Here is a 23,841-nt window from a genome sequence, read left to right on the forward strand (position 1 = left end):
GGAACCGGCTTTGCCGGGCCGCTGGTGTTGCCCCCTTGAGGGGGGATCCGGAGCGACACGAAGTGCGCGGAGATTCGGGGGTGGGTCAGAACTTCACGTCGAGCGTGATATCGGTGAAGGTGGGTTCCTCGAGCTGGTCGAGCAGGGCCCGGTCTTCTTGTTTTTCGGCAGGCGCCTTGCGGTTCTGCAGGCGCCACATGAGGTTGGTGGGCGAATCGGCATTGGCCAGGCCTTCGGCGCGGTCGACCAGGCCATCGACGATCAGGCGGGCGATGTCTTCCTCGAAGGTCTGCGAGCCCTCGGCCATGGACTGCTCCATGGCTTCCTTGACGGCGGAGAAGTCGCCCTTTTCGATCAGGTCGGCCACCAGCTGGGTGTTGAGCATGACCTCGATGGCCGGCATGCGTGCGCCTTCGGGCGTGCGCAGCAGGCGCTGCGAGACGATGGCGCGCATGGCCGAAGCCAGGTCACCCAGCAGGGTCGGACGCACTTCCACCGGGTAGAAGCTCAGGATGCGGTTCATCGCGCGGTAGCTGTTGTTGGCGTGCAGCGTGGCCACGCACAGGTGGCCCGACTGCGCGTAGGCGATGGCCGCGTCCATGGTCTCGCGGTCGCGGATCTCGCCGATCTGGATCACGTCCGGCGCCTGGCGCAGCGCGTTCTTCAGCGCCACCTGCAGCGACTCCGTGTCGCTGCCCACATCGCGCTGGTTCACCAGCGACTTCTTGTTGGTGTAGGTGAACTCGATCGGCTCTTCCACCGTGAGGATGTGGCCGCCGGCGTTCTCGTTGCGGTAGTCCAGCATCGAGGCCAGGGTGGTGGTCTTGCCGGCCCCGGTGGCGCCCACCATCAGGATCAGCCCGCGCTTTTCCATGATGAGGGTCTTCAGGATCTGCGGCAGGTTCAGGTCGTCGAAGGCCGGGATGAGCGAGGGGATGTGGCGCACCACCACCGCATAGCTGCCACGCTGGCGCATGGCGCTGATGCGGTAGTTGCCGGCGCCTTCCAGCGCGATGGCGGTGTTCAGCTCGCCCGTGCGCTGCAGCTCCTCGATGCGGCTGCCTGGCAGGATCTCGGACAGCAGCGAGAGCGGTGCCTCGGGCGGCAGCAGCTGCGCATTGATCGGCAGGCACTGGCCGTTGATGCGGATCTGGGCCGGCGCGTGCGCCGACAGATAGATGTCCGAAGCCTTGCGGTCGGCCATCAGGCGAAGAATGCGCTCCATCGTGCTCATCGGCTCTCTCCTCATCAACGTGTTGTGGTTCGCTATGCCGGCCCCTCTTGCCGGCGGGTGATCAGTCGCGCAGCAGGTCGTTCAGCGAGGTCTTGGCACGCGTCTGCGCATCGACCGTCTTCACGATGATTGCGGCGTAGGTGTTGTAGGCGGTGCCGTTGGCGGTCTTCTTGGGCAGGCCGCCGCTGATCACCACGCTGCCGCTGGGCACGCGGCCGTAGAAGGTTTCGCCGGTTTCGCGATTGAAGATCGGCGTGCTCTGGCCGAGGTACACGCCCATGCCGAGCACCGAGTTCTCTTCGACGACCACGCCCTCGACCACTTCGGAGCGGGCACCGATGAAGCAGTTGTCTTCGATGATGGTGGGGCCGGCCTGCAGCGGCTCGAGCACGCCGCCGATGCCAACGCCGCCCGACAGGTGCACGTTGGCGCCGATCTGGGCGCACGAGCCGACGGTGGCCCAGGTGTCGACCATGGTGCCTTCGCCCACGTAGGCGCCGATGTTCACGTAAGAGGGCATCAGGATGGCGCCCTTGGCGATGTAGCTGCCGCGGCGTGCCACGGCCGGCGGCACGATGCGCACACCGGCTTCCTTGAGCTCGCCGGCCGACAGGTGCGAGAACTTGGTCGGCACCTTGTCATAGAAGCCCAGCGAGCCGGCGGTGATCTGCTCGTTGTCCTTCAGGCGGAAGGACAGCAGCACGGCCTTCTTGATCCACTGGTGCACCGTCCACTGGCCGACGGCCTCGCGCGTGGCCACGCGCAGCTTGCCGTTGTTGAGTTCGGCAATCACGTGCTCGACCGCGTCGCGCACTTCCTTGGAGGCGGCGGTGGGCGAGATGTTGGCGCGGTCTTCCCACGCGGCGTCGATGGTTTGCTGGAGTTGCTGGGTCATTGCGGATGCTCTGGTTGAAATAGGGACGGGGCGCTGCCTAGCGACCCTTCTGAACGAACTGGACGATGCGTTGCGCGGCTTCTATGCATTCGGCGGTATCGGCCACCAGGGCCATGCGGATGCGGCCGCGCCCGGGGTTGTGGCCTTGCGCGTCGCGCGCCAGGTAGGAGCCCGGCAGGACCGTCACATTGTATTGAGCGTAGAGCTCCCGGGCGAAGCCGGTGTCGTCGCCTTGCCACGCCGGCGGGACGCCGGCCCACAGGTAGAAGCTGGCGTCGGGCAGGCGCACGTCCAGCACCGGGTCGAGCAAAGGTGTTACTGCGGCGAACTTGGCGCGGTACTGGGCCCGGTTGTCCACCACGTGCGACTCGTCGCCCCAGGCCGCGATGCTGGCGGCGGCCACCGCGCCGCTCATCGCGCTGCCGTGGTAGGTGCGGTAGAGCAGGAAGGACTTGATCAGGGCCGCGTCGCCCGCCACGAAGCCGCTGCGCAGGCCCGGCACGTTGCTGCGCTTGGACAGCGAGGTGAGGGCGATCAGGTTGCGAAAGTCGCTGCGGCCCAGGCGCGCCGCCGCTTCGAGGCCGCCAAGCGGCGGCTCGTCGCGAAAGTAGATCTCGCTATAGCACTCGTCGGCGGCGATGACGAAGCCGTGCCGGTCCGAAAGCTGGAACAGCTTGCGCCACTCGTCCAGCGACATCACGGCACCGGTCGGATTGCCGGGCGAGCAGACGAACACCAGTTGCGTACGCGCCCAGATCTCGACCGGCACGCTGTCCCAGTCGACCGCGAAGTTGCGCGCCGGCACGCTGGGCACGTAGTAGGGCTCGGCCCCGGCCAGCAGGGCCGCACCCTCGTAGATTTGATAGAAGGGATTGGGCGAGAGCACCACGGGCTGCCGCGACGCGCTGGCATCGACCACCGTCTGCGCCAGTGCAAAAAGGGCCTCGCGCGAGCCGTTGACCGGCAGCACCTGGGTGGCCGGGTCCAACTCAAGCTGATAGCGCGATTTCAGCCAGTGGGTGAAGGACTGGCGCAGCTTCAGGTCGCCCGCGGTGGCCGGGTAGACGGCGAGGGCACCCAGGCCGGCGGTGAGCGCATCCTTGATGAAGCCGGGCGTTGCATGCCGCGGTTCGCCGATGCCCAGGCTGATGGGCGAATGGGCCGGGTCGGGCGCGATGCCGGCGAACAACTGGCGCAGCCGTTCGAAGGGGTAAGGCTGCAGCTTGGCGAGCAGGGGATTCATGCTCCGATTATCGGCCAGGGGTAATGGCCCACTGGCACCTCAGGGCGCCATCGCCTTGCCCTTTTCGAGCCAGCCCAGGCCATGGGCGTGCAGGCTCTGCACATAGAGCCGGTCCGGCGTCTCGGTGACGGCGGTGGTCTCGGGATAGCTGCCGCTCGGGTCCTGCAGGTCGGCCAGAACCCTGCCGCTCTCGTCGAAGGCGATCACGTGGCCATAGGCCGGCGGCACCGGCCAGGCGAACTTCGGCAGGCGCAGGGCCAGCGCGCGCATCCAGGGCTTGCCGGCGTTGTCGTCGATAAAGGCGCCGCGCGGCTTGGCCAAGCCGACCCACAGCCGGCCATCATTGCCGCGCATGATGTTGTCCGGGTAGCCCGGCAGGTTGGCGAGCAGCAGCCGGGCCTTGTCGCTCGGGGCGGTGGCGGCAGCGCGGGCACTGAGGTTCTGCGCATCGATCGCCAGTTTCCAGACCCGGTATTCGCCGGTCTCGCTGACGAACAGGTGGCGCCCGTCCGCCGACAGGGCGAGGCCGTTGGCGAAGGAAAGGTCGCCCATGAGCTTTCGCGTCTTGCGCGTGGCGGGGTCGAATTCGAGCACGCGGCCGCTCAGGCGGTGTTCCAGCACGTCGAGCACGCTGGCTTCGAAAGTGCCGCCGGAGGCCTTGGCGCCGAAGCGCTGGCTGGCGTCGGTGAAGTAGATCTTGCCGCTGGGCGCGACGACCACGCCATCGGCATAGCGGATCGGTTCGCCGTCCACTGCGTCGCTCAGCAGTTCCAGCTTGGCCGCGCTGCCCGAGCCGACGGCGCGCACCAGTCCGCCGTGCCTGCCGAACATCGGGTCGGCAATGACGAGGGCGCCCTGCGCATCGAAGTCGAAGCCCAGGGGCCGGCCGCCAGTCAGCACATAGTCCTGCCGCTCGGAGCCGTCGGGCCGCATGCGGATGATGGCGCCACGCGCCACCGCCGCGTAGAGCCAGCCGTCGCGCCAGACGATGTGCTCGGGGCCGACGTCACTGCCCAGGTCCAGCATGTTCAGCTTCGCCAGTCGCTGGTTCTGCGCGTGGAGGCCGGCATAGCCTGGCGCCGGTGGCGCCGTCCACGGCACGGGGTCGATGGGTACGGGCCAGAGCAGCAGGTAGGCGATGCCGGCGGTCAACAGGGCGGCGAGCGTGCCCAGGACTTTGCGCATGAGAGGGTCTCCAAGTGTTGTTGTCCTTGGAGTATGTGTTGCCGGGCCGGGGTCAGGGCGATTCGGAAGCGTCGAAATCCAGCTCCACCTTGGCCCCCGACGGGTCATGGCTGAACAGCTGCCAGGTGCCGGCGCCGGCCTGCTGACGCAATTCGTATTTCGTGCCGCTCTGGTCGAAGCGCGCCTTCACGGCCTTGAGGCCGCGCGCCGTGAAGGCCATGTGGTCGATCAGGCCTGCGCGCTTCTCCGGCACCGGGCGGTCGAAGTACATGTGCAGCACCGCCTGCACCTGCCCGTCCGCGTACAGCCAGGCGCCGGGAAAGCCGAGGTCCGGCCGCGGGCCTTCCTTCAGCCCGAGCAGGCCGCAGTAATAGTCCAGCGTCTTCTGCCTGTCTTCCACGATGACGGTGAAGTGGTTCATGCCGAGGATCATTTGCGCATCTCCTTGGGGTTCGGTTCAGGGCACCAGCACCAGGGCCCCGCTGCGGCCGCGCGATTCCAGCCGCTCGTGGGCCCGCGCTGCCGCGTCGAGCGAAAAACGTTCGATCGGTGGCACTTTCAGCGTGCCTTCGGCCAGGGCATTCCAGACGCGCTGTGCCCGCTCGGCGCGCCGGGCCGGCGTGGCGGCGTAGTCGAACACCACCGGCCTGGAGAAGCTCAACGACTTGGCCAGCAGCGCATCGGGTTCGATGGGCGGCAGCGGGCCGCTGGCCTGGCCCAGGCTGATCCAGTGGCCGCAGCGGGCAAGGGCCGAGAGGTTCTCTTCGCGCGCCTGGGCGCCCAGCCCGTCGACGACCACGTCGGCGCCGCCGCAGGCGCGCGCCACCGCATCGGCGAAGCGGTAGTCGCGGCTGACGATGACGTGCTCGCACCCATGCTCGCGCGCCAGGCGCGCCTTGTCTTCGCTGGAGACGGTGCCCAGCACCGTGGCCCCCAGCTTGCGTGCCCAGGCGCACAGCAGCAGCCCGACTCCACCGGCCGCCGCATGCACCAGCAGGCGGGTGCCGGGCCCGACCCGGCCCAGGTCGCGCAGCAGGTAGTCGGCGGTCATGCCCTTGAGGAGCAGGGCGGCCGCCACCTCGTCGTCCACCGCGGCCGGCAGCCGCAGCACCCAGTCGGCAGGCACGTTGCGCACGCTGCAGTACGCGCCCGGCACCGGGCCCAGGTAGGCCACGCGGTCGCCGGGTAGCAGCCCGTCGACCTGCGCGCCGGTGTCCAGCACCGCGCCGGCCGCCTCCATGCCCAGCACCGCCGGACGCATCGGCGAGAGCGGCAGCATCTGCGGCATCCAGCCGCGGCGCAGGTACACGTCGATGAAGTTCACGCCGATGGCGCGCTGCCGAATGCGCACTTCAGCTTCGCGCGGTGCCGGCGCCTCACCGTCTTCGGCCACCAGTTCGCTGGCCTCTCCGTAGCGGTGCAGCACGACGCGGCGCATCGGCACGGGCAGCGCGGTCGGCATCGATGCGCTGCCCGCGGGGCGCAGGTCCTCGCCCTGGCGCAGGTGGCGGCGCAGGGCCTCGAAGCCGGCCTCGTACACGCCCTGGGCCACCATGTCGTGCAGCTCGCGCTCGCGGCCCGGCGGCGTCGCAAAGGTCGATTCCCAATGCCAGAAAGTGCGCTGCCCGTCGGTCACGGGCTTGAGCGTGACGGTGGCCACGTAGCGCTGCAGCGGCACCGTGGCCTCGACGATGCAGTAGGTGCTCTTGTGCTCGCGCTCCGACAGGCTCAGGAGCTGCTCGCGGATGTGGTTGCCGTCCTTCAGGCTGAAGTTGCGCACGCAGCCCACCTGGTCGCTGCGCTCGCCGCCCTCGATGTGGCTGGCTTCGATGGCCGGGTGCCAGCGGTCGTGGCTGTTGAAATCGCGCAGCACCGCCCACACCCGCTCGATCGGCGCGTCGATGATGGTGGAGCGGATGACGCGCTGCAGCATCTTCTTTCAGCGTGCCGTGCCGAAGTGACGCTTGAGCGCGTCGAAGCCGCCCTGGAAGACGCCGCCGCCGATGGTTTCGGAGAGCTCCTGCTCGCGTCCTGGCGCGCACTCGAACTCCGCGCTCCATTCGGCAAAGCAGCGCGCGCCGTCGGTCACCGGCGTCAGCTTGAGCGTGGCGACGTAGTTCGTCACGCCCATCGGGCTTTCCAGGATCTCGTAGCTGCAGTTGTACTCGTAGTCCGACAGGGCGAGCAGGCGCTCGCGGACGGCGCCGCCATCCTTCAGGTGAAAGTGGCGGATGCAACCGATGCGATCGGCCGGCTGGCTGTTCTCGATGCGGCTGTCGGCAATCGCCGGGTGCCACTGCGGCAGGCCATTGAAGTCGCGGATGCGCGACCACACGCTGTCGGCGCTGGCGTCGATCACGCTGGAGGCGTAGACCTGCACCATCGGCTACTCCTTCTTCTTGCCGCCGCCACCCGCCGGCACGCCGGAAGGCAGCGAGGCCTGGGCGCCGCTGAGGGTTCCGGCCAGGCGCTGGATATCGCCGCCTTCCACGCCGATCTCGCGCAGCAACTGATCGACCAGCGGCGCCTGGGCCCGGAAGCGCAGTGCCGAATTGACCACGCTGTCCGAGAAGTTGCCGCTGCCGTTCGCGCCACTGCCGCCCCCGCCCGAGCCACCCAGCCCGTCCACCTGCAGGATCTTGATGCCCTCGATGCGCTCCATCGGCTTGACCGACTCGCGGATGATGGCCTCGGCCTTCTCCACCAGCTTCATGCGCAGCGCCGCGGCGCGTGCATCCGGCGTGAGCATGTTGTGCGCCTCGTTCATCAGGCGCTGGCCTTCGGCCTCGATCTCGGCGCGCACCCGCTGCGCCATCGCCTTGATCTTCTCGGCGTCGGCATCGGCCTCGGCCTGGGCGCGGATGGCGGCGCCGCGGTCGGCACTGGCGTCCTTCTCGGCCCGGGCGGCGGCGGTGAGGCGCAGTGCGTCGCGCTGCGCCAGCTGCGCGGCGGCGATCAGCTCGATCGCCTTCCTGCGTTCCGCCATTTCCACCTCGCGCGCGGTGAAGACTTTCTCTTCGGCCGAGATGGCCAGGGCGCGCGCCGCTTCCGATTCAGCCTGCGCCTCGCTGCGTGCCTTGCTTTCCCTGGCGATGGCAATGGCGCTCTTGTGCTCGGCCAGCTCCAGCGCCAGGCGACGCTCGATCTCGGCGCCCTGCACGGCACGTTCCTTGGCGATGCGCTCCTGCTCCAGCTGCTGGTCGGAGCGGATGCGGGCGGCGTCGATGGCCTGCTTGGCGCTGATCTGCGCACCCTCGGCATCCTGCTCGCGCTGGGCGCGCTCGGCCGCCACCTCGGCGCGCTGGCGAGCTCGGGCGATTTCCACCTCGCGCTGCTGCGTCAGGCGGGCGTACTCGGCCTCGCGGTCGATTTCCAGCGACAGCTTCTCGGCTTCCAGGTTCTTGTTGCGGATGGCGACCAGCGTGTCCTGCTCGACGTCGTTGCGCTGCTTCTTGCGGTGCTCGATCTGCTCGGTCAGGCGGGTCAGACCCTCGGCGTCGAAGGCGTTGCTGGGGTTGAAGTACTCCATGCCGGTCTGGTCGAGCTGGGTGAGCGAGGCGGATTCCAGTTCCAGCCCGTTCTTGGTCAGGTCTTCGGCCACCGCGTCGCGCACCCGCTTCACATAGGCGCCGCGCCGCTCGTGCAGCTCTTCCATCGTCATCTCGGCGGCCGCGGTGCGCAGCGCGTCGACGAACTTGCCTTCCACCAGCTCCTTGAGCTGTTCCGGCTCCATGGTGCGCAGGCCCAGGGTCTGCGCGGCATTGGCCACGGCCTCGGGGTTGGTCGCGACGCGCACGTAGAACTCGGCGATCACGTCGACCCGCATGCGGTCCTTGGTGATGAGCGCCTTGTCGCGGCCGCGGCTCACCTCCAGCCGCAGCGTGTTCATGTTGACCGGGATGACGTCGTGCACGATCGGCAGCACGAAGGCGCCACCGCCCAGCACCACCTTCTGCCCGCCCAGGCCGGTGCGCACGAAGGCGCGCTCCTTGGAACTGCGCAGGTACAGCCAATGCAGCAGCCACACGGCGATGGCCACCACGATCGCCACGACGATCAGGGCGAGGATGAAGTTTCCGAATTGAGCGCCTGACATGGATGTCGTCTCCTCTTGTGTATCGGTCTATCGCGTGATCTGCACGAAGCGGCGGGTGGTCTCGGTGAGCGCCGTTTCTGCCGGCAGCCGCTCCATCGAGCTGGCGCCGTAGAAGCCGGCGCAGCCGGGGCAGTGCGCCAGCACGTGGTGGGCGTCTTCGGGCGTGGCGATCGGCCCGCCGTGGCACAGCACGATCGCCTCCGGGTTCACCGCTTGCGCCGCCTGCGCCCAGGCGTTGATGCGCGGGATGCAGTCGGCCAGCGTGAGGGCGGTGCCGGCGCCGATCGAGCCGCCCGTCGTCAAGCCCAGGTGGCAGACCACGATGTCGGCGCCGGCTCCGGCCATGGCGCGCGCATCGGCCTCGCTGAACACATAGGGCGTGGTCAGGAGGTCGAGCGCGCGGGCCCGCTCGATCAGCTCGACCTCCAGGCCGTAGCCCATGCCGGTCTCTTCCAGGTTGGCGCGAAACACGCCGTCGATCAGGCCGACGGTGGGGAAGTTCTGGATGCCGGAAAAACCGAGTGCGATCAGGCGGTCCAGGAACTCGTCGCGGATCATGAAGGGATCGGTCCCGTTCACCCCGGCCAGCACCGGCGTGCTCTTCACCACCGGCAGCACTTCGCGCGCCATCTCGCAGACGATCTCGTTGGCATTGCCGTAGGCCAGGAGGCCGGCCAGCGAGCCGCGCCCGGCCATGCGGTAGCGCCCCGAGTTGTAGATCACGATCAGGTCGATGCCACCCGCTTCCTCGCACTTGGCCGACAGGCCGGTGCCGGCGCCGCCGCCGATGATCGGCTGGCCGGCGGCGATCTTGGCGCGCAGCTTCGCGAGGACGGAGCTTCGGGCGATGCGTGGCATGGCGGGTTCCTCCTCCTGGTCTCGTCGTTGTTCAGGCGCGCCGCGTGCCGGCCAGGGGCGCGGCGATCTCGCGCCACGCGGCGACCAGCGCCTCGGCAAAGGCCTCGTCGTTGATGTGCAGCGGCAGGCGCTCCAGCTTGCGCTGCGGGCCTGGGCGGAAAAGGCGCTCGATGGCGTTGAACAGCACGCGGTCGGCTTCCGGGTCGTGGAAAGGCTGGCCTGGCCGGTCGATGGCCGACAAGCCGCCTTCGGGAATCAGGAAACGCACCGGCCCGCGCATGGCGTTGAGCTTGGCGGCGATGAATTCGCCGATCTGCCGGCACTCGTCCGGCGTGGTCCGCATCAGCGTCACCGTCGGGTTGTGGCGGTACAGGGTGCGATTCTTGAAGCGTTCGGGCACCGTGTTCCAGGCGCCGAAGTTCACCATGTCGAGCGCGCCACAGGAGCCGACGTAGGGCAGGGCATGGCGCGCGAACACGTCCAGCCGGCCGGGGCCGGCCGAAAGCACGCCGCCCACGATCTCGTCCGCCACTTCGGTGGTGGAAACGTCGACCACGCCGGCCAACAGCTGCGATTCGGCCAGCTTTTCCATCGACTGCCCACCGACCCCGGTGGCGTGAAACACCAGGCAGTCGTACTCGGCCTCCAGCCGCTTGGTGACGGCCTGCACGCACGGCGTGGTCACCCCGAACATGGTCAGGCCGATGGCAGGGCGGCTGGTGGCGGAGACCATGGGCGGGTGCGCGATCATGCCGGCCAGCGCGTGGGCCGCATTGGCCAGCACCAGTTCGCTGATGCGGTGGATGCCCTGCACGTCGGTGACCGAATACATCATGCAGATGTCGCTCGGCCCCACGTAGGGCCGGGTGTCGCCGCTGGCCATGGTCGACACCATCACCTTGGGCACGCCGACCGGCAACGCGCGCATGCCCTGCGTCGCCAGCGAGGTGCCGCCGGAGCCGCCGGCCGAGAGCAGGCCGCCCAGATCGCGCCGCGTGAGCAGGAAGGCCTCGAAGGCTTGCGCCATCGCAGTCATCGCGCTGCCGCGGTCGTCGCTGAACACCGCCGCCTCGCCTTGCGGATGGTGCCTCGCCACTTCGCGCGGATGCACGCTGGCCGATGACGGCTTGCCGGAGGTTGACAAGTCGACGGTGACCACGCGCAAGCCCAGCTTTTCCAGGCATTGGCGCAGGAAGGAGAGTTCGCGGCCCTTGGTGTCGAAGGTGCCGGCCACATAGGCCGAGCGCAGGCTGCTGGCGGCCACCGGGAAGTCGTAGACGCGCGGCGCGGCGGCGGCGGCCGCGGGTGCCGCGCCGACCGCCGGCGCCACCGTGGGCGCGGGTGTGGCTCGCGCAATGTCAGCCAGCGGCGCCGCCGTGCCACTGGCATTCCAGCGGGTGAAGCCGCGTACCGCCGCCGGTGCCAGCTTACCCAGCGACGGCGGGCCCTGCGCATGGGCGCGGCGCACGGTCAACACCTGAGCCGGTGCGGGCGGCTCGGCGGCCGATGCCCCGGCGCCGGCGCCGGCCTCTTCATCATGGCCATTGGAGCGCAAGCCCAGCAGGCGTTCCTGGAGCTCGCGGTCGGCGGCCAGGCGTTCGGCGGGCATCTGCTGCGCGATGCGGCCGTTCACCATGACGCCGATGCGGTCGGCCACCGACATGGCCACGCCCAGGTTCTGCTCGATCAGCAGCACGGCGATGCGGCCCTCGGCCGCCAGCTCGCGCAGCGCCTGCGCCAACTGCTCGACGATCACCGGCGCCAGGCCTTCGGTGGGCTCGTCCATCACCAGCAGGCGGGGGTCCAGCAGCAAGGCGCGTCCGATGGCCAGCATCTGCTGCTCGCCGCCTGAAAGCTGCGCGCCGCCGTGGCCGCGCCGCTCCGCCAGGCGGGGGAACATGGTGTAGGCCCGGTCCACATCGCGCCGCTTGCGCGCCACCAGGCGCAAGGTCTCGTCCACCGAGAGCGAAGGCCACACGCGGCGGCCCTGCGGCACGTAGGCGATGCCGCGCCGCGTGATCTCGTGCGGCGCCAGGCCGAGGATCTCTTCGCCCGCCAGCCGCACGCTGCCTCGCGCCGCCACCAGCCCGGTGATGGCGTTGCACAACGTGGTCTTGCCCATGCCGTTGCGCCCGACGATGCCCAGCACGCCGCGCTCCAGCGTCAGGTTCACCCCCTGCAGCGCATGGGCGTGGCCGTAGAAGACGTCCAGCCCTTCGACGGCCAGCACCGGGGCGCTGACAGGTGCGGCGGCTGTGCTTGGGCTGCGGTCGGCGGCGAACCAGGCCATCAGTGCTTGCTCCCCATGTAGATGGCCTGCACCTGCGCGTCGGTCTCGATCTCCTGCGGCGTGCCAGTGCGCAGCTCACGCCCGTTGTGCATCACCGTCACCTTGTCGACCACGCGCAGCGCAATGTCCAGGTCATGCTCGATCAGCACGAAGCCCATGTGCGCGGGCAGCGAGCGCAACAGGGCGACCAGTTCGCGCCGCTCCGCCGGCGACAGGCCGGCGGCCGGCTCGTCGAACAGGATCAGGCGCGGCGCCCCGGCCAATGCCATGCCGATCTCCAGTTGCCTTTGCTGCCCGTGCGCCAAGTTGGCGACGCGCTCGCCGGCGATGTGGGTGAGCCGCGCGCGATCCAGCAGGTCCTGCGTGGCGCGCGTGGAGGCATGGCCCGATCCGGCGCGCAGGAAGCTGAAGCGGCCGTTGGCCACGCCGCGCACCGCCAGGAACAGGTTGTCGCGCACGCTCAGGTCGCGAAACAGCAGCGAGGACTGGTAGGTGCGCCGCAGGCCCTTGCGAATGCGCTCGTGCGGCGGCAGCTCGGTGATGTCCTCGCCGAAGAAGTGGATGCGCCCGGCGGTGGGCGGGAAGTCACCGGTGATGGTATTGAACAGCGTCGTCTTGCCGGCCCCGTTGGAGCCCAGGATGGCGTACTTCTGGCCCGCCGCCACCGACAGCGACACCTCATCGACCGCCCGCAGGGCACCGAAGGCGCGCGTCACGCCGCTGAGCACCAACGCGTCGTTGGAAGCCAGCATGGTGGGCGCGCCCGCCCTGGGCGGGGCGGCGGTACTCTGGAGCCTGGAGGTGGTCGCCATGGCGCTGCTCGATCAGGCCATCAAGGGCAGGCAGGCACGTCGCGTGAGCCGATCTTGAACTCGTCGGCCTTCATCCCCAGCAACTGGTCCACGTTGTCCACCTTGCTGTGCACCTTGTTGAAGAGATTGCCCTTGGAGTCCTTCACCACCTCGGTGACGAAGGTGGTGCCAATGGCCTGGCGGTTGGCGTCGAGCTTGACGTCGCCATTGGGGGTCTTGAGCGTCATCTTCGCGAGTGCCTCGCGGTACTTGGCCTGGTTGCCCGACAGGTCGCCGCTGACCGTAGCCAGGCCGTCCAGTGCCGCCTTCATGTTCACGTAGTAGACGAAGGCGAAGAGGCTCGGGCTGGGATAGCCGCCGGACGACACCGGATAGGTCTTCTGGTAGTCGGCAACGAAGGCCTTCCAGTCGGCGCCGTCGTAGGCGTCGGCCAGCGGGCCCGCCGACAGGGTGCCCACCAGCGAGTCGCGCCGCTTGCCCTTGTAGTTGAGGATGTCCTGGCTCACGGTGATGGAGCCGCCCAGGATCGGCTTGTCGCCCGCGGCGTTCTCGTACTGCGTGAGGAAGTTCACCGCGTCGGCGCCGCCCAGCACCACCAGCAGCGCGTCCACGTCCTTCGGGATGGTGGCGATGACGGAGGAGTAGTCCTTGCCGCCCAGCGGCACCCAGGCCTTCACCGGCACCTTGCCGCCCAGCTTGCAGTACTCGGCCATGAAGCCCTGCACCTGCGAATAGGGAAAGGCGTAGTCCTCGGCAATCACCATCACCCGCTTGTAGCCCTTGGCCAGCGCCGCCTTGCCCAGGCCCGTCATCCACTGGCCGCCGTCGGTGTTGAAGCGGAAGAAGTTGGGGCTGGGATTGGTCAGCGTGGTGGCCTGTGCGCCGGAGGCGCCGTTGATGAAGGTGACCTGCGGCTGCGTCTTCGAATAGTCCTTCACCGCGATGCCCTCGCCGCCGGACAAGGGGCCCACCATGATGTCGACCTTGTCCTGCTCCACCAGCTTGCGGGTGGCATTCACCGCCACATCGGGCTTGGCGTCCGAGGAGGCCTTGATGACCTCGATCTTGCGCCCCGCCACCACGCCGCCGCGCTGCTTCACCGCAAGCTCCGCGCCGCGCATGCCGTCGGCCCCGCCGGCCGCGAACGGCCCTTCGAGCGTGGCCAGCAGGCCGATCTTCACTGGCTGTCCCTGCTGCGCAAAGGCGCTTGTGCCCAGGAGTGCCGTGGCCGCCGCTGCGCCCACGATGGATCGAACCCAGATTCGCTTCGTCGTCGTCACTTTCACGGTTGTCTCCTTTGGTTGGAAGTACGCATGGCCCGCGCGGGACGCAGGCGCGCCGCAAGGCGCGCCCACAGCCCGAGCAGGCCGTCGGGGGAAAACAGGACGATGGCGAGGAACACCCCGCCGATGACGAGGTTGAAGCGTTCGCGGTCGATCAGGTCGATCGCGAAGGTCTGCAGCAGGACGAAGACCAGGGCGCCCAAGAAGGCGCCGACCGGGTGCCTGACGCCGCCGAGCACGGCGATGACCAGGATGTTGATGAGCCAGCTGGTGCCCACCGAGCCCGGCGATATCAGGGCGTTGTACCAGGCCAGCAGCACGCCGCCGACCGCCGCGATCAGGCCGGACAGCGCATAGGCCGCGACCCGGTGCGACACCACCGAGTAGCCCAGCGCACTCATGCGCCGCGGGTTGTCGCGAATGCCCTGCAGCGCGATTCCGAAGGGCGTGCGCACCACGTGGCAGACCAGCCCGTAGGCCGCCAGCGCACACGCCAGCGACAGGCCGTAGAAAGGAATCGACGAGCGCCAGTCGAGGCCCAGCAGCTTGGGCGGGTGCAGCTCGCGCAGGCCCTGGAAGCCGTTGAATACGCTGTAGTTCTGCAGCACCAGGTAGTAAAAGGCGACGCCGATCGCCAGTGTGATCATGATGGTGTAGATGCCCTCGGTGCGCACCGAGAGCCAGCCGATCAGGGTGGAGGCCAGCACCGCGATGAAGATGGCGACCGGCACAGCCAGCCACCAGGGCCAGCCCAGGCTGATCTCGGCGCTGCTGCTGTTTCCGAGCACCGCCAGCGAGTAGCCGGCCACGCCGGCCACCGTCATCTGCGCCAGCGAGATCATGCCGCCGTAGCCCGCCAGGAAGCTCAGCGACAGCGCGATCATGCCCAGCACCAGCGACTGCGCGCCGACCTGGAAGGTGACGAAGGGCGAGGCCACGAAGGGAAAGACGAGCAGCGCCACCAGCACCAGCAACTGGCCCGGGTCCAGGCGGCGCCAGGCTGTTTTCCATGCGTCGGCTGTCGGCGCTTCCGGCATTGGCAAGCTTGCAGGCGCCGGCGCAAGCACGGGGCGCCCGCGTGCCGCGCTGGCAGCCGCTGCGGAGTTCATGGCCTTGCGCCACTGTGCAGCTGCCATCTTCCTAGGCCGCCTTTCCGAGAATGCCCCGCGGCCTGAAGGCCAGAACGCCCACCAGGATGAGGAAAGTCAGCACCACGCTGTAGGTGGGCGCGTAGGCCAGGCCGAAGGTTTCGGCCAGGCCCAGGATGGCTGCGCCCAAGGCGGCCCCCACCACGCTGCCCATGCCGCCGACGATGACCACGATCAGCGACGCGAGCAGCAATCGCGTGTCTTCGCCCGGCACCATCGACAGCTCCACCGCGCCGATCACGCCGCCCAGGCCCGCCAGGCCCGCACCCAGCGCGAAGGTGAAGGCAAAGAGCAGGTTCACGTTGACGCCGGCGGCACCCAGCATGCCGCGGTCGTCCACCCCCGCGCGGATCATCATGCCGATGCGGGTGCGATTGAGCAGCAGCCACAAGAGCACGCCGATCACGATGCCCATGAACAGCAAGCTGAGGCGATAGGCCGAGTAGGCGCGGATCAGCGGGATGTCGCGGATCGGCCCCTGCAGGAAGGCCGGCGCCTCCATCTGGTGCACCTGGCCGGTGAAGATCCACAGGAGGATGTCGGCGATGACGATCGACAGGCCGATGGTCACCATGGTCTGGCGCAGTTCCTGCCCCTGCATGTGGCGCAGGATCAGCCACTGGATCGCCAACCCCGCGATGCCCGCAGCCAGGAATCCGGCTGCCAGTGCCAGCGGCCACCAGCCGGTGCGCCCCGCCACCTCATAGCCGATGTAGCCGCCCAGCAGATAGAGCGAGCCGTGCGCCAGATTCACGTTGCGCATCAGCCCGAACACCAGCGTGAAGCCGCTGGCCACGATGAAGTACAGGGAGGCCAGTGTCAGGCCGTTGAGCAGTGTCACGACATACAGGCGCGGGTTGTCCACCAGCGCCCAGATCGAGAACGCGGCAAGGGGGCCGCCGACCAGCAGCCACAAGGCGAGCGTGTTGCGGGCGCGCCGGCTGATCACGCGGCACGCTCCCATTGGCGCCGCGTCGCGATCTCGGGCTGCTTGGCGAACACGCCGTCTTTCATCACGGCCAGGATGCGCTTGGGGTCGCGCAGGATCGAGAGGTTGGCCAGCGGGTCGCCGTCGACCAGCAGCAGGTCGGCCAGGTAGCCTTCCTTGACCAGGCCCAGCTCGTCGGGCCGCATCATCACCTGGCCGCCGTACAGCGTGGTGGAGCGGATGGCTTCCATCGGCGTGAAGCCAAGGTACTTGACGAAGAACTCCAGGTCGCGCGCGTTCTGCGTGTGCGGCGTGAAGGCAAAGCCGTAGTCGCCGCCGGGCAGCACGCGGATGCCGCGCTTGTGCATCTTGGAGAGGGACACGAGCGCCGCGTCCCACTCGATCTGGTAGCCCATGTCGCAGGCCATGGCGTGGGTGATGCCCCAGGGCTCGGCCTCGTGCAGCATGGCGTAGAGAATGGCGATGCCGGGGGCAACGAAGATGCGGTCTTTTTGCGCTTCCAGCATGTCCAGCGCTTCTTCGTCGACGAAGCTGGCGTGGTAGATCAGCTCGATGCCATGGCGCAGCGCCTGCTTGACGCTTTCGGACGAGCGCGCATGGGCCACGCCGCGCTTGCCGCGGATCTTGACCTCGCGCATGGCGGCGGCGACCTCTTCTTCGAGCATCCAGGTGGTCTCGGCCGGCGACTGCGGCGTGAAGTTGTCGCCCGAGAGGTTGAGCTTGATCGAGTCGACGCCGTATTTCAGGAACAGGCGAACCGCCTTGCGCATCTCATCGGCGCCCGAGATGTTGACGCCGAAGCTGAACTCGGGGAAGGGCAGGTGCGGCAGGGTCTCGTCGCCGAGCGCGCCGAGCACGGTGATCTCCTGGCTGGCCGCCAGGTAGCGCGGGCCCGGGATCTGGCCGGCGTTGATGGCGTTGCGGATCACCACGTCCAGCCGCGGCTTGGCACAGGCCGCGCCGACGCAGGAGGTGAAGCCGGCCTGCAAGTAGCGCTTGGCCACCTTGGCGCACCACAGCACGTGTTCTTCCAGTGGCATGGTCTGGATAGCCGATAGCGTGGCAGCGTCGTTCCAGGAGAAATGGGTGTGCGCCTCGCACATGCCCGGCATCAGGGTGGCGCCGGCGCCGTCGATCACTGTCGCGTTGCCGGGCGCGATCGGCGCGGTGCTGCGGCCGACCTGGCGGATGCGGTTGTCGCGCACCAGGACGCTGCCTGTGTAGGGGTTGTTCTGCCCCGTTCCGTCGAGGATCCGGACATTGGTGAACACGACGTCAGGCATGGTGTTCTCCTGGTGTTTTGATGAGTCGCGCCAGGGCAAAGGCGCCCGCGGATGCGCTGCGGCGCTTCGGTGTGGCGGTCGGCGCTGCGCGCCGACTTCCCTGCGATGCTCGCGAACCCGGCCCTGCGGCAGAACTCACTGCGCGAGCTTTGCTCGCTCCGTTCAGACAGCCGCCGCAAGTCAGATGTTGAAGCACGCGTGTCCTTCGGCACGCGTGCGGGCCGGGTCCACTGCGCTTCTCGGCGCCACACAGGCGCGCCGCAGCGCATCCGCGGGCGCCTTCGCCTGGACACGTTGCGCCGGTTTCGGTGCGCGTCGGCGCGCAGGCCTCAAACGCTTTGCAACGCGTGGGCAAGTTCATGCCGCCCACCGTGTCATGCCATGCGCCGCACGCACCGGCGGCGCCCGATGAAACGCGCCGTCCTTCATGACGGCCAGGATGTGCGACTTGTCCTGCAGCACCGTGATGTCGGCCAACGGGTCGCCGTCCACCAGCAGGATGTCGGCCAGGTAGCCCTCGCGGATGTAGCCCAGCACCTTGCCCATGCGCATCATCGGGCCGCCCCAGGCAGTGGCCGAGAGTAGGGCTTCCATGGTGCTCATGCCCACGTGCTTGACGAAGTACTCCAGATCCTTCGCGTTGGTGCCGTGCGGCGTCCAGGCAAAGCCGTAGTCGCCGCCGGGCAGGATGCGGATGCCGCGCTTGCGCATGGCGCGCATGCTCTCCACCGCCGCTTCCAGCTCGCGGTGGTAGCCCATCTTGCGCGTCACCTCCGGCGTCAGGCCCCATTGGCTGGCGTGGTGGCAGGTGTTGATGAGCCAGGCGAGGCCGGGCGCGATGAAGTGCTCGGTCTTGTGCGCCTCCAGCATGTCCAGTGCCTCGTTGTCGGTGAAGCTCGCGTGGTAGATCACTTCGATGCCCTGCTTCACGCATTGCTTGATCGACCAGGTGGATCGCGCGTGCGCCGCCACCCGCTTGCCCCAGGCCTTGGCTTCCTCCACACAGACGCGGACTTCTTCCTCGGTGAACTGGCTCATCTCGCTGGGCATGCCGGTGATGGATTCACCGGAGAGGTTGATCTTGAGCGAGTCGACCCCCCACTTGGCGAACATGCGCACGCAGCGTCGCATCTCCTCGGCGCCGCTCACCACCGCGCCGAAGGCGAACTCGGGCTGGGGCAGATGCGGTTGCGTGGTGTCGCCCAGGCCGCCGGGCACCGTGATCTCCTGGCTGGCGGCCAGGTAGCGCGGGCCGACGATGGTGCCGTCGTTGATGGCGTTGCGGATCACGACGTCGAGCCGCGGCTTCGCGCAGGCGGCACCGACGCAGCTGGTCCAGCCCATGTCCAGGTAGCGCTCGGCGATCTGCGCGCACCACAGGATGTGTTCCTCCGGTGGCATGCGCTGGATCGCGTCCAGGCTGGGCTGGTCGTTCCAGGAGAAATGGGTGTGGGCCTCCACCATGCCCGGCATCAGGAAGGCGCCGGCGCCGTCGATCACCTGGGCGCCGGCCACCGGCTGCGAGCGGGCGCCATAACCGGTCTTGACGACGCGCGAGATGCGCTTGCCCTGCACCAGCACGTCGCCGTTGAAAGGCGCGTCACCACCGCCATCGAAGATGCGCACGTTGGTGAAGAGCACGTCGGCCATGGCTTCAGCTCCTTGCGTTTTGTGCGAGGAAGTCGCGCAGCTCGCGCCGGCATTCTTCCGGTCGCTCCACCGGGGTCCAGTGGCCGCAGCGCGGCAGCACCACCACGCGCTTGGCTGGGGCGTTGTGCAGCCGGTCGGCCATGGCGCGCACCGACTGCGGGGGCGCCACGCCGTCCTCGTCGCCGGTGACCAGCAGCACCGGCGCCTTGATGCTTTCGACCGCAGCCGGCTGCGCACCGGCCAGCGCCTCGCAACTGCGGGCATAGGCCTCGCCGTTCTGGCGCATGAGGCTTTCGCGCACGAAGGCCACGGCCACCGGCAGGCGCTCGCGCGTGTCGGCCGAGATCGCGGTGCCGATCAGCGCCTGGGTGATCTCCTGCATGCCGGCGGCGCCGGAGCGGGCCTTCTCGGCGCGCTGCCGCATCGCCGTTCTGGCGGCGTCGGGCGGCGCGATCAGCGGGCCGAACAGGGCCACGCTGGCCACCATCTTCGGCTGCGAGGCCGCGATGTGCTGGCAGACGATGGTGCCCATCGAGTGCCCCAGCCAGTGCGCGCGCTCGACCCCCAGCCGGGTGCAGACCGACAGCAGGACCTGCACGTAGCGTCCGATGGACAGCTCACCCTCGGCCGCCTGCGAGCGCCCGCTGCCCGGCAGGTCGACGCGGATCACGCGGTGCCGCGCCAGCGCCGGCATCAGCGGCGTCCAGCTGTTCCCGCTGCCGCCCAGTCCGTGCACGCAGACGACGGCCGGGCCTTCGCCTTCCTCTTCCACCGCCACGCGGTCGATCAGATGGAATGTCATGGTGCTTCAGCCGAAGCTGTTCTCGATGGCGCCGATGCCATCGATCTCGATGCGCACCCGGTCGCCCGCGCCCAGCCATTGCGGCGGATCCAGGCCCATGCCGACGCCGGCCGGGGTGCCGGTGGCGATGACGTCGCCCGGATACAGCGTGATGCCACGCGAGCAGGTCTCGATCAAGGTCGGGATGTCGTGGATCATGTCGCGCGTCAGGCCGTCCTGCCGCAGCGCGCCATTGACCCAGCCGCGCACGCGCGTCGCGTTGCCGTCCAGTTCGTCGCCGGTGACGATCCATGGGCCCATGGGGCAGAAGGTGTCGAAGCTCTTGCCCAGGTCCCACTGCTGGTGGCGCATCTGCACGTCGCGCGCCGTCACGTCGTTGATGATGGTGTAGCCGAACACGTGGTCCATCGCGCGGTTCTTCGGGATGTCGATGCCGCCGCGGCCGATCACCACCGCCAGCTCGGACTCGTAGTCGATCTGCACCGAGACCGAAGGCGAGGGCAGGCGTACCCGCTCGTACGGCCCCACCACGCATTCGGCCAGCTTGGAAAAGACGATGGGCCAGGGGTCTTCCTTGGGCATGGTCCCGCCGAACACCGTGCCGGCCAGCTCGGCGGCGTGCGCGTGGTAGTTGCGGCCGATGCAGAACAGCCCGCGCAGCGGTCGCGGCAGCGGCGCACGCAACTCGATGACGCCAACCGGCAGCCGGGCGCCGGAGGGTGGCGGCAGGGGCTCGCCTTGCGCCAGGGCCTGGATCAGCGGCAGCACGCCGCGCGAGGCATCTGCCACGGCCAGGGGCGTGGCTTCACGCCCGTCGGCCGAGATGGTGCCCACGTGGTCACGTCCGCCCCATTGCCAGCTGGCCATGCGCATCGCTTGTCTCCGTCATGCCGCGCGGTCGTGTCGGGATTGGTACCCGCGCCGCGCGATCAGGGAACACACGCGAGATTTTTCGTCTCGTGTTGCACTTTTGAGACTTGCGTCTCAAATTGGGATGCGTGCATCATACGGCTCGCCTCCCGAGCTCCACAAGCAAGGCCAAGCCTCGAACGAATACGGACAAACCCCATGGCTCGCTTGAAACACAAGCTCTCGGAGCCGCCCGCTGCGCCGGAGCGCGGCGTCAAGGCGGCGACTTTCCGCCTGTTGCTGGACACGGCGATGGACATCATTCGCCAGGACGGCCACATCCCCTCGATCGCCGAGGTGGCGGTGCGCTCCAACGTGTCGCGCGCCACCGCCTACCGCTATTTCGCCAGCCGCAGCGCGCTGGTCACGGCCGTCATCGACAGCTCGCTGGGGCCGGTGCGCACCCTGGCCTCGGACAACCCGAGCGGGCGCGAGCGGGTGCACGAACTGTTCCGCCAGACCTTCCCGCGCTTCAAGGAATTCGAGGCGCAGCTGCGCGCGGCGGCGCAGCTGTCGCTGGAGCAATGGGCGCTGGAGCGTGCCGGCCTGCTGGAGGAGGAGCCCTACCGCCGCGGCCATCGAGTGCGCATCCTGCAGCACGCCATCGCGCCGCTGGCGCCGGCCCTGACGCCGGCGGTGCGCGACCGGCTGCACCATGCCCTGTCGGTGGTCTACGGCATCGAGCCCTACGTGATCCTGAAGGACATCTGGGGTCTGCCGGACCGGGAGGTGGAACGCATCGCCCTGTGGATGGCCGATGCCCTGATCGACGCGGCGCTACGCGATGCAGGGGCGAGCCAGCCGGTTGCGGCCAAGCCGGCGACCCGGGTCCGCAATGGCCGTGCCGGCGTCCTGGCCGAACGCTGAAGCAAGGAGGATCCGCCATGTCCATTCACGCGTCCAATTGGTACGACGAGCAGTACAACAACCGTGCGCGCATCCCGGATCACCCGGCGATCCTCCAGCACTGGGCCGATGCCTCGGCAGCGGCGCTGGCGCGGCATCCGCTGGTGGAAGCGTCCTACGGCCCGGCGCCGCGTGAAAAGCTGGACATCTTTCCGGCGGCGGCGGCTAGCTCGCCGGTGCTGGTGTACCTGCACGGCGGCTACTGGCGCGCGCTCGGCAAGCGCGACCAGAGCTTCATTGCGCCGCCCTTCGTCGATGCAGGCGCCATGGTGGCGCTGGCGGACTATTCGCTGTGCCCCGAGGTCACGGTGGAGCACATCGTGCTGCAGGCGATGCGGGCGCTGGTGTGGGTGCATCGCCATGCCAGGGAATACGGCGGCGACCCCGCGCGCATCGTGGTGGCCGGCCATTCGGCGGGCGGCCACCTGGCGACGATGCTGCTGGCCTGCCGCTGGCCCGAGGTGCATCCGGCGCTGCCGCCCGACCTGGTGAAGGCGGCCCTCTCGATCTCCGGCATCTACGACCTTGAGCCGCTGCGGCACGCGCCTTTCCTGGAGGCCGACCTGGGCCTGACGGTGGCGTCGGCGCTGCGCCTGAGCCCGGCCTTCATGCCGGCGCCTTCAGGCCGGCTGGCGGTGGCGGTGGGCGGCGAGGAGAGCGAGGAATTCCTGCGCCAGGCGGCCCTGATCCGCGAACGCTGGGGCGGCAAGGTGGTGGCATCGGAGATCGTGCCAGGCTGCAACCACATGGACGTGCTGCACGAGCTGGCACACCCGGACAGCAACACGCATCAGCTGGCGCTGGACCTGCTGGAAATCCGCCGTTGAGCGCGCGCCGTCGCTGAGGGCGGCGCGGCCGCCAGCAGCCTGTCGTAGGCCTCGGGGCGGCGGCGTTCGATCAGCCCAGCTTCTTGACCAGCACCTGGCTCTTGCGGTCCCAGTTGTACTTGCGCTTGCGTGCTTCGGGCAGCCAGTCGGGATCGACCTGCTGGAAGCCGCGCTTGATGAACCAGTGCATGGTGCGGGTGGTGAGCACGAAGATGCTGTCCAGGCCCATGGCCCTGGCGCGCTGCTCCACGCGCTTCAGGATGCGCTCGCCGTCGCCCTGCGACTGCACGTTGGGCGAAACGGTCAGGGCCGCCATCTCGGCGGTGCGCGCTTCGGGGTAGGGGTAGAGCGCCGCGCAGCCGAAGATCACGCCATCGTGCTCGATCACGGTGTAGTGGTCGACGTCGCGCTCGATCTCGGTGCGGTCGCGCTTGACCAGCGTGCCGTCGCGCTCGAAGGGCTCGATCAGCTGCAGGATGCCGCCGATGTCGTCCACCGTGGCTTCGCGCAGGCTCTCGAGCTTCTCGTCCACCACCATGGTGCCGATGCCGTCGTGCACGTACACCTCCAAGAGCAGCGAGCCGTCCACCGAGAAAGGCAGGATGTGGTTGCGCTCCACGCCGCCCGCGCAGGCCTTCACGCAATGCTGCAGATAGAAGGCGGTGTCGCTCGGGCTTTGCGGCGCTGCCAGGGTGGTCAGGAGCTTCTGGGCCGCCGCCAGGGGCAGCTCGGTGTCGATGGGGTTGTCTTCGCTCACCGGGCGGCTGGCGTCCAGCGCAATGCCGGGGATCTCGGTCAAGAAGATCAGCTTGTCGGCCTGGATCGAGATGGCGACGTTGGTGGCCACCTCTTCCATCGTCAGGTTGAAGGCCTCGCCGGTGGGCGAGAAACCGAAGGGCGACAAGAGCACCATGGCGCCGAAGTCCAGCGCACGGCGGATGCCGGCCACGTCGACCTTGCGCACCAGGCCCGAATGCATGAAGTCCACCCCGTCCACCACGCCCACCGGGCGGGCAGTGACGAAGTTGCCGGAGATCACCCGCACGGTGGAGCCGGCCATCGGCGTGTTCGGCAGGCCCTGGCTGAAGGCGGCCTCGATCTCGTAGCGCAGCTGGCCGGCGGCTTCCTGGGCGCTGTCCAGCGCCACCGCGTCGGTGATGCGCATGCCGTGCGAATAGCGGGCCTCATGGCCTTTGGCGCGCAGCTGCTCGTTCACCTGGGGGCGAAAGCCGTGCACCAGCACCACCTTGACGCCCATGCTCTGGATCAGTGCCAGGTCCTGGGCGATGTTCGGCAGCTTGCCGGCTGCGATGGCCTCGCCCGCCATGGCCACCACGAAGGTCTTGCCCCGGTGCATGTGGATGTAGGGCGCCACCGACCGGAACCACGGGACGAAGGTGAAATTGAAGACAGTGGACATGCGCCGGGGAGAAGGGGAGTCGCAGGGCCCGCCGCGTGGACGGGGATAATC

21 protein-coding genes and 1 pseudogene are annotated in these 23,841 nt (G+C 68.8%); 2 read left to right on the top strand and 20 right to left on the bottom strand.

All coding sequences use genetic code 11. The annotated features are described in order from the left end of the window. Window positions 1–85: 85 nt before the first annotated feature. From ACIPRI_RS15230 to ACIPRI_RS15320, 19 genes and pseudogenes are all read right to left on the bottom strand, one after another. Entirely contained in the window at window positions 86–1,234 is a 1,149-nt protein-coding gene (locus ACIPRI_RS15230) for a PilT/PilU family type 4a pilus ATPase (RefSeq protein ID WP_446622294.1), read from the bottom strand. A 61-nt stretch (window positions 1,235–1,295) separates the two neighbouring features. Beyond that, the gene (dapD, locus tag ACIPRI_RS15235) at window positions 1,296–2,129 is read right to left on the bottom strand and encodes a 2,3,4,5-tetrahydropyridine-2,6-dicarboxylate N-succinyltransferase (RefSeq protein ID WP_446622295.1); all 834 of its coding nucleotides are present in this window, start codon (window positions 2,127–2,129) and stop codon (window positions 1,296–1,298) included. Between the two features lie 37 nt (window positions 2,130–2,166). After that, the gene (gene dapC / locus ACIPRI_RS15240; protein ID WP_446622296.1) at window positions 2,167–3,372 is read right to left on the bottom strand and encodes a succinyldiaminopimelate transaminase; all 1,206 of its coding nucleotides are present in this window, start codon (window positions 3,370–3,372) and stop codon (window positions 2,167–2,169) included. Window positions 3,373–3,411: 39 nt separating this feature from the next. Then, window positions 3,412–4,557, bottom strand: coding sequence for an SMP-30/gluconolactonase/LRE family protein (locus ACIPRI_RS15245; RefSeq protein ID WP_446622297.1), 1,146 nt, complete (start codon window positions 4,555–4,557; stop codon window positions 3,412–3,414). Between the two features lie 52 nt (window positions 4,558–4,609). After that, complete coding sequence (locus ACIPRI_RS15250) at window positions 4,610–4,990, bottom strand: VOC family protein (protein WP_446622298.1); 381 nt, start codon at window positions 4,988–4,990, stop codon at window positions 4,610–4,612. Window positions 4,991–5,014: 24 nt separating this feature from the next. Beyond that, window positions 5,015–6,490: an SRPBCC family protein gene (locus tag ACIPRI_RS15255; protein WP_446622299.1), complete on the bottom strand. Its 1,476-nt coding sequence runs from the start codon at window positions 6,488–6,490 to the stop codon at window positions 5,015–5,017. A 6-nt stretch (window positions 6,491–6,496) separates the two neighbouring features. Then, window positions 6,497–6,940: an SRPBCC family protein gene (locus ACIPRI_RS15260; protein WP_446622300.1), complete on the bottom strand. Its 444-nt coding sequence runs from the start codon at window positions 6,938–6,940 to the stop codon at window positions 6,497–6,499. Between the two features lie 3 nt (window positions 6,941–6,943). Further along, entirely contained in the window at window positions 6,944–8,653 is a 1,710-nt protein-coding gene (locus ACIPRI_RS15265; protein WP_446622301.1) for a flotillin family protein, read from the bottom strand. Between the two features lie 27 nt (window positions 8,654–8,680). Further along, a complete protein-coding gene (locus ACIPRI_RS15270) occupies window positions 8,681–9,511 on the bottom strand; it encodes a phosphoenolpyruvate hydrolase family protein (RefSeq protein ID WP_446622302.1) in 831 nt (276 codons plus the stop codon). Between the two features lie 31 nt (window positions 9,512–9,542). Further along, window positions 9,543–10,775, bottom strand: coding sequence for a Tm-1-like ATP-binding domain-containing protein (locus tag ACIPRI_RS15275; protein WP_446622456.1), 1,233 nt, complete (start codon window positions 10,773–10,775; stop codon window positions 9,543–9,545). A gap of 519 nt (window positions 10,776–11,294) precedes the next feature. Next, a pseudogene (locus ACIPRI_RS15280) lies at window positions 11,295–11,801 on the bottom strand (ABC transporter ATP-binding protein); the annotation flags it as partial. Next, entirely contained in the window at window positions 11,801–12,613 is an 813-nt protein-coding gene (locus ACIPRI_RS15285) for an ABC transporter ATP-binding protein (protein WP_446622303.1), read from the bottom strand. The gene ACIPRI_RS15285 and the pseudogene ACIPRI_RS15280, both read right to left, overlap by 1 nt. A 20-nt stretch (window positions 12,614–12,633) precedes the next feature. Next, complete coding sequence (locus ACIPRI_RS15290; RefSeq protein ID WP_446622304.1) at window positions 12,634–13,899, bottom strand: ABC transporter substrate-binding protein; 1,266 nt, start codon at window positions 13,897–13,899, stop codon at window positions 12,634–12,636. Then, complete coding sequence (locus tag ACIPRI_RS15295) at window positions 13,896–15,032, bottom strand: branched-chain amino acid ABC transporter permease (protein WP_446622305.1); 1,137 nt, start codon at window positions 15,030–15,032, stop codon at window positions 13,896–13,898. The genes ACIPRI_RS15290 and ACIPRI_RS15295 overlap by 4 nt, the downstream gene beginning before the upstream one ends. Before the next feature lie 4 nt (window positions 15,033–15,036). Further along, the gene (locus ACIPRI_RS15300; RefSeq protein ID WP_446622306.1) at window positions 15,037–15,993 is read right to left on the bottom strand and encodes a branched-chain amino acid ABC transporter permease; all 957 of its coding nucleotides are present in this window, start codon (window positions 15,991–15,993) and stop codon (window positions 15,037–15,039) included. Continuing rightward, window positions 15,990–17,276 (bottom strand): amidohydrolase family protein, encoded by a 1,287-nt coding sequence (locus ACIPRI_RS15305; protein ID WP_446622307.1) that lies wholly within the window; start codon window positions 17,274–17,276, stop codon window positions 15,990–15,992. The genes ACIPRI_RS15300 and ACIPRI_RS15305 overlap by 4 nt, the downstream gene beginning before the upstream one ends. 357 nt (window positions 17,277–17,633) lie before the next feature. After that, window positions 17,634–18,926, bottom strand: coding sequence for an amidohydrolase family protein (locus ACIPRI_RS15310; protein ID WP_446622308.1), 1,293 nt, complete (start codon window positions 18,924–18,926; stop codon window positions 17,634–17,636). 4 nt (window positions 18,927–18,930) lie between these two features. After that, a complete protein-coding gene (locus ACIPRI_RS15315) occupies window positions 18,931–19,728 on the bottom strand; it encodes an alpha/beta fold hydrolase (protein WP_446622309.1) in 798 nt (265 codons plus the stop codon). A gap of 6 nt (window positions 19,729–19,734) precedes the next feature. Next, a complete protein-coding gene (locus ACIPRI_RS15320) occupies window positions 19,735–20,601 on the bottom strand; it encodes a fumarylacetoacetate hydrolase family protein (RefSeq protein ID WP_446622310.1) in 867 nt (288 codons plus the stop codon). Window positions 20,602–20,796: 195 nt separating this feature from the next. Between ACIPRI_RS15320 and ACIPRI_RS15325 the strand changes: the two genes are divergently transcribed. Further along, on the top strand, window positions 20,797–21,504 hold the full coding sequence (locus ACIPRI_RS15325; RefSeq protein WP_446622311.1) for a TetR/AcrR family transcriptional regulator: 708 nt from the start codon (window positions 20,797–20,799) through the stop codon (window positions 21,502–21,504). Between the two features lie 17 nt (window positions 21,505–21,521). After that, the gene (locus ACIPRI_RS15330) at window positions 21,522–22,370 is read left to right on the top strand and encodes an alpha/beta hydrolase (protein ID WP_446622312.1); all 849 of its coding nucleotides are present in this window, start codon (window positions 21,522–21,524) and stop codon (window positions 22,368–22,370) included. 70 nt (window positions 22,371–22,440) lie between these two features. On the opposite strand, the gene argA is transcribed toward ACIPRI_RS15330, so the two are convergent. Then, a complete protein-coding gene (argA, locus tag ACIPRI_RS15335; protein ID WP_446622313.1) occupies window positions 22,441–23,790 on the bottom strand; it encodes an amino-acid N-acetyltransferase in 1,350 nt (449 codons plus the stop codon). Between the last annotated feature and the right edge of the window lie 51 nt (window positions 23,791–23,841).

It is taken from the genome of Variovorax sp. LARHSF232, from assembly GCF_052871435.1.